The organism is Mesorhizobium sp. B2-3-10 (genome assembly GCF_006442275.1).
Taxonomy (GTDB): Bacteria; Pseudomonadota; Alphaproteobacteria; order Rhizobiales; family Rhizobiaceae; genus Mesorhizobium; species Mesorhizobium australicum.
In genome coordinates this window covers 436,500-449,660 of the sequence record NZ_VFVT01000002.1, presented here as the reverse complement: position 1 = coordinate 449,660, position 13,161 = coordinate 436,500, and the positions used below count along the sequence as shown (strand labels likewise).

General features: G+C 62.9%; 14 protein-coding genes. 10 read left to right on the top strand and 4 right to left on the bottom strand.

Annotation, left to right across the window (positions count from 1 at the left end):
• Positions 1-6: 6 nt before the first annotated feature.
• Complete coding sequence (locus FJ943_RS08860) at positions 7-579, bottom strand: NADPH-dependent FMN reductase (RefSeq protein WP_015318241.1); 573 nt, start codon at positions 577-579, stop codon at positions 7-9.
• A 249-nt stretch (positions 580-828) separates the two neighbouring features.
• Here FJ943_RS08860 and FJ943_RS08855 point away from each other — a divergent pair, with 249 nt between their 5' ends.
• The 5 genes from FJ943_RS08855 (at position 829) to FJ943_RS08835 (ending at position 6,993) form a co-directional block, all read left to right on the top strand.
• Positions 829-1,707 carry an ABC transporter substrate-binding protein gene (locus tag FJ943_RS08855; protein WP_224691512.1) on the top strand — a complete coding sequence of 293 codons (879 nt, stop codon included), beginning with the start codon at positions 829-831 and terminating at the stop codon, positions 1,705-1,707.
• Positions 1,708-1,743: 36 nt separating this feature from the next.
• Positions 1,744-2,907 carry an ABC transporter permease gene (locus FJ943_RS08850; RefSeq protein WP_140617052.1) on the top strand — a complete coding sequence of 388 codons (1,164 nt, stop codon included), beginning with the start codon at positions 1,744-1,746 and terminating at the stop codon, positions 2,905-2,907.
• Positions 2,904-3,842, top strand: a complete 939-nt coding sequence (locus FJ943_RS08845; RefSeq protein ID WP_140720768.1) for an ABC transporter ATP-binding protein — start codon at positions 2,904-2,906, stop codon at positions 3,840-3,842. The genes FJ943_RS08850 and FJ943_RS08845 overlap by 4 nt, the downstream gene beginning before the upstream one ends.
• Entirely contained in the window at positions 3,839-4,588 is a 750-nt protein-coding gene (locus FJ943_RS08840; protein ID WP_015318237.1) for an ABC transporter permease, read from the top strand. The genes FJ943_RS08845 and FJ943_RS08840 overlap by 4 nt, the downstream gene beginning before the upstream one ends.
• A gap of 263 nt (positions 4,589-4,851) precedes the next feature.
• On the top strand, positions 4,852-6,993 hold the full coding sequence (locus tag FJ943_RS08835) for a sodium-translocating pyrophosphatase (RefSeq protein WP_015318236.1): 2,142 nt from the start codon (positions 4,852-4,854) through the stop codon (positions 6,991-6,993).
• 105 nt (positions 6,994-7,098) lie between these two features.
• Here the strand turns inward: FJ943_RS08835 and FJ943_RS08830 are convergent, their stop codons facing one another.
• The 3 genes from FJ943_RS08830 to FJ943_RS08820 all read right to left on the bottom strand — a co-directional run bounded on the left by FJ943_RS08830 (position 7,099) and on the right by FJ943_RS08820 (position 9,314).
• Positions 7,099-8,082 (bottom strand): glycosyltransferase family 2 protein, encoded by a 984-nt coding sequence (locus tag FJ943_RS08830; protein ID WP_140720766.1) that lies wholly within the window; start codon positions 8,080-8,082, stop codon positions 7,099-7,101.
• A gap of 16 nt (positions 8,083-8,098) precedes the next feature.
• On the bottom strand, positions 8,099-8,644 hold the full coding sequence (locus FJ943_RS08825) for a dTDP-4-dehydrorhamnose 3,5-epimerase family protein (RefSeq protein WP_140720764.1): 546 nt from the start codon (positions 8,642-8,644) through the stop codon (positions 8,099-8,101).
• A gap of 154 nt (positions 8,645-8,798) precedes the next feature.
• Positions 8,799-9,314 carry an outer membrane protein assembly factor BamE gene (locus tag FJ943_RS08820; RefSeq protein ID WP_140720762.1) on the bottom strand — a complete coding sequence of 172 codons (516 nt, stop codon included), beginning with the start codon at positions 9,312-9,314 and terminating at the stop codon, positions 8,799-8,801.
• A gap of 114 nt (positions 9,315-9,428) precedes the next feature.
• Here FJ943_RS08820 and FJ943_RS08815 point away from each other — a divergent pair, with 114 nt between their 5' ends.
• From FJ943_RS08815 to FJ943_RS08795, 5 genes are all read left to right on the top strand, one after another.
• Complete coding sequence (locus FJ943_RS08815) at positions 9,429-9,971, top strand: ubiquinol-cytochrome C chaperone family protein (protein ID WP_140661951.1); 543 nt, start codon at positions 9,429-9,431, stop codon at positions 9,969-9,971.
• Between the two features lie 3 nt (positions 9,972-9,974).
• Entirely contained in the window at positions 9,975-10,523 is a 549-nt protein-coding gene (locus FJ943_RS08810; protein WP_015318231.1) for a DUF177 domain-containing protein, read from the top strand.
• A gap of 113 nt (positions 10,524-10,636) precedes the next feature.
• A complete protein-coding gene (gene plsX / locus FJ943_RS08805) occupies positions 10,637-11,707 on the top strand; it encodes a phosphate acyltransferase PlsX (RefSeq protein WP_140617047.1) in 1,071 nt (356 codons plus the stop codon).
• 9 nt (positions 11,708-11,716) lie between these two features.
• Complete coding sequence (locus tag FJ943_RS08800) at positions 11,717-12,688, top strand: beta-ketoacyl-ACP synthase III (protein ID WP_015318229.1); 972 nt, start codon at positions 11,717-11,719, stop codon at positions 12,686-12,688.
• A 101-nt stretch (positions 12,689-12,789) separates the two neighbouring features.
• Positions 12,790-13,113, top strand: a complete 324-nt coding sequence (locus FJ943_RS08795; RefSeq protein WP_010915609.1) for an integration host factor subunit alpha — start codon at positions 12,790-12,792, stop codon at positions 13,111-13,113.
• Positions 13,114-13,161: the final 48 nt, after the last annotated feature.

Genomic DNA, 13,161 nt, shown 5'->3' with positions numbered 1-13,161 from the left:
TGAAAGCTATGCGTCCGGCGGCAGAACCTGAAGCACCCGCGCTATGAACATATGGAACTCAGCCATGTAATTGCGCAGGAAATCCTCAGTGGATTCAACCGTCACCTCGCCGTCATCCGTGATCAGTCCCGGCGTGAACTGGATATAGGCTTCGGGCGCATTCATCTGCGGTGAGTTGCAGAAACTCAGCACGCTGCGGAGGCTTTGTTGGGCGACAGCGGTCGCGATCGCGCCCGGCGATGTTCCGATGACGGCCGACGGTTTGCGCGCGAATGAATTCTTGCCGTGGGGGCGGCTGGCCCAGTCGATCGCGTTCTTCAGTCCGCCGGGGATCGAGCGATTATACTCCGGGGTGACGAACAGCACGGCCTGGACGGAGGCGATCGCCTTTTTGAAAGCCTGGGCGGCCGGCGGGAAATTGGCGTCGTAGTCGTAACTGTAGAGAGGCAGATCCTTGAAGCCGATTTCCGTCATTTCGAGCTCGGGAGGGGCAAGTTGAACAAGCGCCTTCGCGAGCTTGCGGTTGATGGATGCCTGGGCAAGGCTGCCGATGAGATAACCGACCTTGTGTATGGCCATGACACGCTCTCCGTGTTTGCCGCCACCCTCGTGGCATTATTCACCCGATAGCGGCCAATCGCCAGCCCGCTGTTGCCGCCAGGCCCAAATCGGCGCGTCCGGAACAAAAATATTGCGCTGGTCCCCCTTCTTATGAAACCGTGTGCCCCGACTGGCCGTTGAAGCCATGCTCATATGCGGCCACCCGCATTCCGGTTTACAGCAAGGGGTTTCACAATGTTTTCAGTCAAGGTTCTGGCCAGCGCGGCGATGGCGCTCGCCATCACGGCGGCTTCCGCGAGCGCTCAGGTCGTCGTCTCCTCGAAAATTGACACCGAGGGTGGCGTGCTCGGCAACATTATCCAGCTCGTCCTCAACGCCAACAACATCAAGACCACGGACCGCATCCAGCTCGGCGGCACGCCCGTGGTGCGCAAGGCGATCACCGCCGGTGAGATCGACATCTATCCCGAATACACCGGCAACGCCGCCTTCTTCTTCGAGAAGGCCGATGATCCCGTGTGGAAGGATGCCGCCAAGGCCTATGAGACGGCCAAGAAGCTTGACTACGACGCCAACAAGATCGTCTGGCTGTCACCGGCACCGGCCAACAACACCTGGGCGATCGCCCTGCGCAAGGAAGTGACGGACGAGAACAAGCTCGTCACGCTGTCGGACTTCGGCAAATATGTCGCCGGCGGCGGCAAGGTGGTCCTGGCGGCCTCCGCCGAGTTCGTCAATTCGGCGGCAGCCCTTCCGGCCTTCCAGACTACCTACGGCTTCACGTTGAAGCCGGACCAGCTGATCACCCTCTCTGGTGGCGATACGGCGGCAACCATCGCGGCCGCCGCCAACCAGACCAGCGGCGCCAATGCTGCCATGGTCTACGGCACCGACGGGGGCATCGCGCCATCGGGCCTCGTGGTGCTGACTGACGACAAGGGCGTGCAGCCGGTCTATCAGCCGGCGCCGATCATCCGCGAATCCGTGCTGAAGGAGCATCCCGAGATCGAAACGCTGCTGAAGCCGGTCTTCGCCAAGCTCGATCTCGTCACGCTGCAGGAGCTGAACGGCCGCGTGCAGGTCGGCGGCGAGCCGGTCAAGGGCGTCGCCGAGGACTTTTTGAAGAAGAACGGGTTTTTGAAATAGCGACGCGTCGATAGCGACGTCAGGGCGAGGCGCCTTATGACCCCGCGTTTCGATAAGCTCGGCGTGGTCATCGCTGCACTCGCTGCTTACGCCGCGTTTCTCGCGCCGTTCGCCACCTTCCGCGCGAACCGCATCGTTCCCGGCCAGGCACGCTCTATCGTCGAGGCACTGCCGCAGGCGATAGGGCCGTTGCTGCTCGCAATCATTGTCGCGGCGGCAATCATCGCGCTCCTCAAAACGCCGCTCGTCTTGCGCCTTGCGGCGAGCGTCGTGACGCTTGTCGCGCTGGCGCTGCTCATCGGCGTCGCCGGCACATTCCTCACTCCAGCCGGGAATACCTTTGCTCGGGTCTCGCCGGCATCCGGCTTCTGGATTCTCATCTTCGCCTTCACGCTGTTGCTCGCCGACGTGCTGACCCGGCTCAACCTGTCGCCCTCGGCGCGCGTCGGCGTGCTTGTCGTTGCGGCGCTGGCCATCGGCTTGCTGCTGATTTCGGGACGCTGGGACAGCCTCTCGATCCTCAAGGAATACTCCAACCGCGCCGACAGCTTCTGGGCCGAAGGCTCCAAGCATGTGACCCTTGCTCTCGGCTCGTTGCTTGCCGCCGTGATCGTCGGCCTGCCGCTCGGCATCCTGTGCCACCGTGTCGAGAGCCTGCGGGCCGGCGTCCTCAACGTCTTGAACATCATCCAGACCATTCCCTCGATCGCGCTGTTCGGGCTGCTGATCGCGCCGCTTGGCTGGGTCGCGGCCCACGTTCCGGGGGCCGCCGCGCTCGGTATCAGGGGCATCGGCACGGCGCCCGCCTTCGTCGCCCTGTTCCTCTATTCGCTGCTGCCGGTGGTGGCCAACACCGTGGTCGGCCTTGCCGGCGTGCCGCGTGCCGCCAATGACGCGGCGCGGGGCATGGGCATGACGGACCGCCAGCGCCTTTTCGGTGTGGAGTTTCCGCTGGCCTTTCCGGTGATCCTCACCGGCATCCGCATTGTGCTGGTGCAGAATATAGGCCTTGCCACCATCGCCGCGCTGATCGGCGGCGGCGGTTTCGGCGTGTTCGTCTTCCAGGGTGTCGGCCAGACGGCGATGGACCTGGTGCTGCTTGGCGCAGTGCCGACCGTGGCACTCGCCTTTGCCGCCGCCATCATCCTCGACGCCGTGATCGAAATGACCGCCACCAAGCGCAGGGTTGAAACGGCATGATCGAAATCGAAGGCATCACCAAGCGCTATGACGCGACCACTGTCGTCGACGACGTCTCGATGGTCGTCGAGCCGCGCACGGTCTGTGTCATTGTCGGCACCTCGGGCTCCGGCAAGACGACTCTGCTGCGCATGATCAACCGGCTGGTCGAACCAACCGCCGGCGTCATCAAGCTCGATGGTGCCGACAATCGATCGGTGCCGGGGTACGAACTGCGCCGCAGCATCGGCTACGCCATCCAGGGCCACGGCCTGTTTCCGCATCGCACGGTGGCGCAGAACATCGCTACCGTGCCGGTGCTGCTTGGCTGGGACAACGCACGCATCAAGTCCCGCGTCGACGAGCTGATGACGCTCTACCAACTCGACCCCCAGGAATTTGGGCCGCGCTACCCGCATGAACTGTCCGGCGGCCAGCAGCAGCGCGTCGGCGTTGCCCGCGCGCTCGCCGCCGAACCCAACGTGCTGTTGATGGACGAGCCGTTCGGCGCACTCGACCCGATCATCCGTACCAAGGCGCAAGAAGATCTGCTGGCAATCCAGAAGCGCTTCGGCACCACCATCATCCTCGTCACTCATGACATGGAGGAGGCCGTGCACATGGGGGACAAGATCGCGGTGATGGATGCCGGCAAGCTCGTGCAATATGCAAGGCCGGCGGAGATCCTGGCGAACCCGGCCAGCAGCTTTGTCGAAACCCTGGTCGGAGCCAGCGAAAAACCATTCAGGCTACTGTCGCTGGGGCGGGTACGCGATGCGGTGGAGCAGGGCGGTGCCGAAGGCGAGGCGATCCCTGGTGACGCCAGCCAGCGTGACGCGCTCGCGGAACTTCTCTGGTCCGGCAGGCCGGCGCTGCCGGTGAAGGGTGCCGACGGCCAGCCGATCGGCCGCGTCACCCTGGACGGACTGGTCAAGCGCGCGGCGAGGCCGGCATGAAGGCCTGGCTGCCGCTGCTGCTCAGGCTTGCGCTGGTGGTGTTGCTTGTTGCCTTCATCACCAGTCCGGGGTGGTTCGAGCCGTTGCTGAAGCCGCTGACCGAAAACAACGCTCCCGTAATCTACAATCAGGGCAGCCTGCTGACGCTGACGCTGCTGCATCTGCGCACCGTGTTGATCGCGACCGTCGCCGCCACCATCGTCGCGGTGGCGCTCGCCATCCTCGTCACCCGGCCGGCTGGCGTCGAATTTCTGCCGTTGTCGCGCAGCCTGGTCAACATCGGCCAGACCTTTCCGCCCGTGGCGGTGCTGGCGCTCGCCGTGCCGGCAGTCGGCTTCGGCGAGAAGCCGACGCTGATCGCGCTGTTTCTCTATGGACTGCTGCCGATCTTCGAGAACGCATTGACCGGGTTGACGACGCTGCCGGCCAATGTCGTCGAGGCGGCGCGTGGCGCCGGCATGACCGGCTGGCAAAGGCTCACCAAGGTCGAGTTGCCGCTCAGTGCACCGATCATCCTTGGCGGCATAAGGCTCTCCGTGGTGATCAGCCTGGCCACGGCCACCATCGGCTCGACGGTGGCCGCCAAGACACTCGGCGAGGTGATCATCGCCGGCCTGCTATCCAACAATCTCGCCTTCATCCTGCAGGGCGGCCTGATCGTGGCGGCCCTTGCCGTGCTGATCTATGACGGACTGTCGGCGGTAGAGCGCTATACGGCGCGCCGGATGGGCCGCGAAGCGGAATGATCCTCGGGAGACCGGAGGTCTTGCCCTGGATGGTTCCCTAGCGTGATTTCAATCGATCTAAATCGAAGGCCCTTTCGGCTCTGCCGTCGCGGGTTTTGTCTTTTGGGCGAAAGCCGGGCAAAAACCGAACAATATCTTGACGTTCGCGGCCCTGTTTCGCATACACCGATGCGAAGAGGTGGATTCCGCGCGCGGAATCCGGTCTTTGTCTCAACGGCCCAGGGAGGGGTTCTTTTGGGCCAACAATCGAGGAAAATTCGGCAATGACCATTATTTCCGCCGTCATCGCCTGCGGCCTGCTTTCAATCCTATACGCCATCTGGGCGACACGTTCGGTCCTCGCGGCCGATCAGGGCAATGCACGCATGCAGGAAATCTCCGCCGCCATCCGCGAAGGCGCCCAGGCCTATCTGGCGCGCCAATACACCACCATCGCCATCGTCGGCGTGGTCGTGCTCGTGCTCGCCTGGTGGCTGCTGTCAATCACCGCCGCCATCGGCTTCCTGATCGGTGCCGTTCTGTCGGGTGCCGCCGGCTTTATCGGCATGCATGTTTCGGTGCGGGCCAATGTACGCACCGCGCAAGCGGCTTCCAACAGCCTCGCCGCCGGCCTCGACATCGCTTTCAAGTCGGGCGCCATCACCGGCATGCTGGTCGCCGGCCTCGCTCTGCTGGGCGTCTCCATCTATTATCTCGTCCTGACCCATTTCATGGGTCTTCAGCCCAACGATCGTATCGTCATCGACTCGTTGGTCTCGCTCGGCTTCGGCGCCTCGCTGATCTCGATCTTCGCCCGTCTCGGCGGCGGCATCTTCACCAAGGGCGCCGATGTCGGCGGCGACCTGGTCGGCAAGGTCGAAGCCGGTATTCCGGAGGATGATCCGCGCAACCCGGCCACCATCGCCGACAATGTCGGCGACAATGTCGGCGATTGCGCCGGCATGGCCGCCGACCTGTTCGAAACCTATGCGGTGACGGTTGTCGCCACCATGGTTCTCGCCGCCATTTTCTTCGGCGGCACCGCTGTCCTCGGTGCCGCGATGCTGTATCCGCTCGCCATCTGCGGCGCCTGTATCCTGACCTCGATCGTCGGCACCTTCTTCGTCAAGCTCGGCTCCAACGGCTCGATCATGGGCGCGCTCTACAAGGGCCTGATCGTGACCGGCCTGCTGTCGATCGTCGGCCTCGGCGTCGCCACCTCGGCCACGCTCGGCTGGGGCGAGGTCGGCACCGTCGCCGGCATGACGATCACCGGCAAGAACCTGTTTATCTGCGGCCTGATCGGCCTCGTGGTGACCGGGTTGATCGTAGTGATAACCGAGTACTACACCGGCACCAACAAGCGCCCGGTCAACTCCATCGCCCAGGCGTCGGTGACCGGCCACGGCACCAACGTCATCCAGGGCCTCGCGGTCTCGCTGGAATCGACGGCACTTCCGGCAATCGTCATCGTCGGCGGCATCATCGCCACCTACCAGCTCGGCGGCTTGTTCGGCACGGCGATCGCCGTCACCACCATGCTCGGCCTCGCCGGCATGATCGTGGCGCTCGACGCCTTCGGCCCGGTCACCGACAATGCCGGCGGCATTGCCGAAATGGCGGGCCTTCCCAAGGAAGTGCGCCACTCCACCGACGCGCTCGACGCGGTCGGCAACACCACCAAGGCGGTAACCAAGGGCTACGCCATCGGTTCGGCCGGCCTCGGCGCGCTGGTGCTTTTCGCGGCCTACTCGAACGACCTGAAGTTCTTTGCCGCCAATGGCGACAAATATCCCTACTTCCAGGGCATGGGCGAAATCTCCTTCGATCTCTCCAACCCTTACGTCGTCGCCGGCCTGATCTTCGGTGGCCTGATCCCCTATCTGTTCGGCGGCATCGCCATGACGGCGGTCGGCCGCGCGGCGGGCGCCATCGTCGAGGAGGTGCGCAAGCAGTTCCGCGAGGATCCGGGCATCATGGCCGGCACCTCGAAGCCGAACTATGCGCGCGCGGTCGATCTCCTGACCAAGGCGGCGATCCGGGAAATGATCATCCCGTCGCTGCTGCCTGTGCTGGCGCCGCTCGTCGTCTATTTCGGCGTGCTGCTGATCTCGGGCTCGAAGGCGTCCGCCTTCGCAGCGCTCGGCGCCTCGCTGCTCGGCGTCATCGTCAATGGCCTGTTTGTAGCCATCTCGATGACCTCGGGCGGCGGCGCCTGGGACAACGCCAAGAAGTCATTCGAGGACGGGTTCACCGACAAGGACGGCGTCAAGCACCTCAAGGGCTCCGAGGCACACAAGGCTTCGGTGACCGGCGACACCGTCGGCGATCCCTACAAGGACACCGCCGGCCCGGCGGTCAACCCGGCGATCAAGATCACCAACATCGTGGCGCTCCTGTTGCTGGCCGTGCTCGCGCACGGCTGAGCGGGAGCGGATGAAAAAACCCGCGGGGAGCGATCCCCGCGGGTTTTTCATGTCAGCTGACTGGTCGCTTGGTCCGGCATCTGGACGCCGCGTGCGCGACAGCCGCTATTCTCCGGTTTCTTCCCGCTTGCTGCCTCCGAGGTACATAGCCAACAGATCATCCACGGTCGGCTCCCGTTCAGGCATGGGCGGCAGGCCGCGTACCTTTCGCAGCATGGAGACAAAAGCACCGCGTTGGTATTTGCGGCGAAACTCCACGGATCTCGGATGAACGCCGCATGCAGCCCAAACCCTGCGTTTCAGATAACTGGATTTCTTCAGGCGAGACGGCACCGCCGCCGCGGCAAGAACCTTGACACGCAGGTCGTCCGGTATGCGCATGCGGTCGATGAGTTCCTCCTGCTCCATTGCCGTGTCATCGAGATAACTGCCGCTGCGCTGGCCGGAGAAGATACTCAGCACCGTCAGGTGCGGCATGGTCGCGATCACGGCTCCCTTTCGCCAGGCCCGGAAGAGCCAGTCCTGCGAACTTTCGCATGAGCATTCGCTGGCAGGCCGCCAGGGGCCGAGCCAGTCCAGCGACGCCCGCCTGACCACCTGTGCCGATCCGTATCCGGCCGTGACGACGGGATCGTAAAAACCGTCTTTGCCCATTCCGTAAATCGAGGTCTTGAGAGCATCGTCTCTCGTCCGCACCGGTTCGATGATGGCGCCACGAGCGATGACGACATCCGCGCCGGTCGCATCGATCCATCCCGTGGTTGCCGCCAGATGATCCGGAAACCAGAGGTCGTCGTGATTGAGCACGGCGACAAGCCGGCCGCGCGCCCTGGCAAAACCGATATTATTGGGGCCGGATTGCTCGCCGAAATTGACGGGCAGGTCGATATAGAAGATGCGCGGATCGGCGAATTCGGCGATGATCGCCGGTGTCTCAGGGCGACAGTCGTCGCCGATCACCAGAATTTCAAAATCCTGCAGCGTCTGGCGCAAGACGCTGAACAGCGTCTGTCGCAAGGCTGCGGGACGATTGTGGGTGGCGATCACCACCGAGACGAGCGGCACGCGCTGCCCTGTTGCATCGAACAAGCGCGATCCTTCCACGCTACACCAGCTTGTAGGGGATTTGTTCGGTGTCCGGTGGCAGGCGCCAATGGTCGGGCGCGTCGTAGGCATAGGCCTTGTCGACGAGATTGAGCAGCAGGGCGATCTCCGGCCCGAGCGCCGTCACGCCGTGCCACACGCCTGGCGGGATTATGACGATCGCCGGCCGCAACGCGCCGAGTATCTTGTGCCACACCGTGCCGAAACTGGGCGAAGCCTTCCGGCCGTCATAGAGCGATATGCGGACGCTGCCGGCACAGCAGAAGAGCCGATCCAGCGTCACCCTGTGCGCATGCCAGCCGGTTACCGCGCCTGGATACATCGTGCGTTGAAACACCTGGCCGACAGGCGATGGATCAAGTCCCCACTCATCCCGAAAGACCTCGGTCAGATAGCCGTTGGATGTAGCGACCGGCCTGATTTCCTTGATTGTGACGCCATCCATCGACGGCGGATCGATGGCAAGCCAGTCTGATGTCACCGTCTGCCGGTCGGGTGTCCCGGTCGCCATCCAGCCAACCGGCATCGCATGGTCGTCACTGCTCATGTCCAAATCCCCCAGCCTGACGGTTTGATATGGGTTTGCCCCATCACTGGCAAGCCGGGCCCCGTTAACAAAAACCCGTGGGATCGCTCCCACGGGTTTTTGGTCGCCTGAGACATTTCTGTTCCCCAAAGTCAGGGAAGCAGGATTCTAGGGATCAGGGGGTGCCGCCGCCGGGAATGCCGGGCGCCAGCTTGCTGGCGCCGTTGATGATCTGGCTGAGGAAGTTCTGGTCCTTGCCGCCGGTTGGCGTGGTGCGCGAAATGAAGTCGAAGATCTTGCCGTCCTTCAAGCCGTAATTGGCGATCTGGGTGACGCGGCTGTCCGGGCCGAAATAGACCGCCAGCACTTTCTGGTCGACCAGCCTCGGCTTGTCGAACGCGACGTAGCGCTTGCGCGTCTGCGAAATATAGTAAAACGCCTCATTGTCGAAAGTCGCCGTGGTCGACGGCGTGCCGAGTGCAAGGAGCACCTGCTCGCGGCTGGAACCGACCGGCACGGAATCGATCGCCTGCTGATCGAGGACATAGCCTTGCGTGAACGTCTCGCTCGGATTGAGGTCGCCGATCATCTTGTTGGTGTGGCATGCCGACAGCGCCGCTACGATAGCCAGCAGCGAGATCGCGCCGGCAGCCCTGGAATTGAAACCCGACTTGAAATTCAGCGCGCGCAACAACAATTCTCCATTATATCGCCGCAACTTGCGCTGGGCCGCAAAACCGGTAAACCAGCTTGCTTGCCGATGCAACAAGGCCAATTCAACAAACGGTCCCCGGAGACCATCCCCATGTTCCAGCGCCTTTTTGGCCGCGAACGCCACGCCAACCGCGCCATCACCGACGCGCTTTACGCACAAATCGTGGCGGCGGCGCGGCAGACTGGTTTTTATTCCCACTGGAATGTGCCGGACACGCCGCTTGGCCGTTTCGAGATGCTTTCGCTGCACATGTTCCTGGTCCAGCACCGCTTGCGCGGAGAGGACGGCGTGGCGCAAGAGATCGCGCAGGTGCTGATCGACGAATTCTTTCTCGACGTCGATCATTCGCTGCGGGAACTGGGCATTGGTGACGTGGGTGTGCCAAAACGCATGAAGAAGCTGGCGAAGATGTTCTATGGCCGCACCGCCGCCTATGATGATGCGCTGGAACGAAACGACCATGACGGTCTGACCGCGGCACTTGCCCGCAATGTCCGTCCCGACGCCGGCGGCTGGCCGGAAGCGTCACGTTTGGCCGGGTATGTCGCCGACGCCAGCCGGCAACTGAGTGCGCAGCCGACCGAATCGATCGTTGCCGGCACTGTGGCGTTTCCCGTAGCCAACGGAGGCTGATCGATGAAACACGTGGATATGCAAAGTCCGGTATCCTTTTTCGCCAATGTCGCGCGTCTGCCGCACAAAGGGCTGCCGGTTGTGATCGAGGCCGATGCCGCCCAGCGCGCGGCACTTGCCGAGACCCATGGGCTGCTGTCGGTCGAAGCCTATCGCGCCGAACTGCTGGTTACGTCATGGAAGCGCAACGGCGTTAAGGTCAGCGGCCGTGTCGAGGCGGACATTACCCAGGCCTGCATCGTCACGCTCGACCCCATCGAAGCGCATGTTGAAGAGCCGTTCGAGGCGCTGCTCTTGCCCGAGGACTCCAAACTCGGACGGCAGGGATTCGAAGGTGGCGGCGAAATCCTGCTCGATGCCGACGGCCCCGACAGTCCCGAGACATTTTCGGGCGACACCATCGATGTCGGGGCACTTGCCGAACAGTTCTTCGGCTTGGCCATCGATCCGTATCCGCGCAAGCCCGGCGCCTCGATTGGCACCGATGACGACACCGGACCGGCCGAGAATGAATTTCAGCAAAAACTGCGATCCTTGCTGCGAAAATCCTGAAAACCTCGCTCGCGACGGAAAAGTCGGTTGTGCGACAGCCTAAAACCGCTATTTTCGCCGAACCTTTGCGATCACTAAAACGACTTGCCGCCTAACCGTGAGATGAATACCGCGTGATCAGGATTTCCATCGATGCCATGGGCGGCGATCACGGACCAGCCGTGGTCATTCCGGCGCTCATGACGGTCGCGACCCGCCGTCCCGACATCCGCTTCGTCATCTACGGACGTGAGGAACTGGTGCGCCCGGAACTCGCCAAATTCCCCAAATTGTCCGAGGTCAGCGAGTTCTTCCACTGCGAGATCGCGGTCAGGATGGATGACAAGCCGAGCCAGGCGCTGCGCCATGGCCGCTGGAAATCGTCGATGTGGAAGGCGGTCGAGGCGGTGAAGTCGGGCGCTGCGGATGCATGCATCTCCGCCGGCAATACCGGTGCGCTGATGGCGATGTCTAAATTCTGCCTGCGCACCATGGCGACCATCGACCGCCCGGCGATCGCGGCATTATGGCCGACATTGCGCGGCGAAAGCGTGGTTCTGGACGTCGGCGCCACCATCGGCGCCGACGCGCACCAGCTCATTGATTTTGCCATTCTCGGCACCGGCATGGCGCGTTCCGTGTTCGGCATCGCCCGACCCACGGTTGGCCTGCTCAATGTCGGTGTGGAGGAGATCAAGGGCCAGGAAGAGGTCAAGGAGGCGGGACGCATGTTGCGCGAAGCCAATATGGCCTCGATGAATTACCATGGCTTTGTCGAAGGCGACGATATCGGCAAGGGTACGGTCGACGTCGTCGTGACGGAAGGCTTTGCCGGCAATATTGCTCTCAAGACGGCGGAAGGCACCGCGCGCCAGATAGCTGGCTATCTACGCGCCGCGATGAGCCGCACCCTGATGGCCAAGATCGGCTATGTCTTTGCCAAGGGCGCCTTCGACCGCCTGCGCGAAAAGATGGATGTCGGCCGCTCCAATGGCGGCGTCTTCCTGGGGCTGAACGGCATCGTCGTCAAAAGCCATGGCGGTGCCGACTCGGACGGTTTCGCCGCGGCGATCGAACTCGGCTATGACATGGTGCGCAACAATCTGCTTGATCGCATCGAGGCCGACCTCGACCTGTTTCATGCGCGCAACCCGCATGCCCTGACATCAAGGAAATCCGACGTCGTTACCGACGCAAGGGAATAGGAAAGAATTTTGATCAGATCAGTTGTGCGCGGCACGGGCGCCGCGCTGCCCCGCCGCATCATGAAGAATGCCGATTTTGAAGGTATGGTCGAGACCTCCGACGAGTGGATCGCTCAGCGCACCGGCATCCGCCAGCGCCATATCGCGGCTGATGACGAGACGACGGCTTCGCTGGGCGAGGCCGCGGCGCGTGCCGCCCTTGCCGATGCGGGATTGACCCCGGGCGATATCGATCTGGTCGTACTGGCGACCTCGACCCCCAACAACACGTTCCCGGCTACCGCGGTCGAGATCCAGAACCGGCTCGGCATGCAGCACGGTTTTGCCTTCGACATGCAGGCGGTATGCTCGGGTTTCGTCTATGCGGTGACGACAGCCGATCTCTACATCCGCGGTGGCCTTGCAAAGCGCGTGCTGGTGATAGGCTCGGAGACCTTCTCACGCATCCTCGACTGGAGCGATCGCTCGACCTGCGTGCTGTTCGGCGATGGCGCCGGTGCGGTCGTTCTGGAAGCCGGTGAGGGGGCCGGCACGATCGCCGATCGCGGCGTCCTGGCGGCCAGCCTGCGTTCCGACGGCTCGCACAAGGAAAAGCTTTTCGTCGACGGCGGACCGTCGACGACGGGCACGGTCGGTCATCTGCGCATGGAGGGACGCGAGGTCTTCAAGCACGCGGTCGGCATGATCACCGATGTCATCGAGGCGACCTTCTCGGCCGCCGGTATTACCGCCGACGATCTCGACTGGTTCGTGCCTCACCAGGCCAATAAACGGATTATTGACGCTTCAGCCAAAAAGCTCGGGATAGCTGAGCAAAAGGTGGTGGTGACCGTCGATTTGCACGGTAACACGTCGGCTGCTTCCGTACCGCTGGCGCTGTCGGTGGCCGTCGCCGACGGCCGCATCAAGAAGGGAGATCTGGTGCTCCTGGAGGCGATGGGCGGCGGCTTCACCTGGGGCGCCGTTCTGGTTCGCTGGTAAGTGCAGAACGGTCCGGTTTCGGTCCTTGACCTTGCCGGATCAATTACTTAGGCTCTGCCGTTGTTGTGCCGATTTTATGTTTGAGCTGATGGGACGGTCGCATGGGGGGAAAGACACTTACGCGCGCCGACCTTGCCGAGGCCGTCTACCGAAAGGTCGGTCTGTCGCGCACTGAATCCGCCGAACTCGTCGAGGCGGTGCTGGACGAAATCTGCGAAGCGATCGTGCGCGGCGAGACGGTGAAGCTGTCGTCTTTCGCGACATTTCATGTCCGCTCCAAGAATGAGCGGATCGGGCGCAATCCCAAGACCGGGGAGGAAGTACCGATCCTGCCGCGCCGGGTGATGACCTTCAAATCGTCCAACGTCCTGAAGAACCGCATCCTGCGTTCCCACCAGAACAGCAAGGCCAAGGGCGGCAAATAGCCTCCATTGCACGGTTGAAAACCGGCTCCGCGACAACGGCGGACTTGA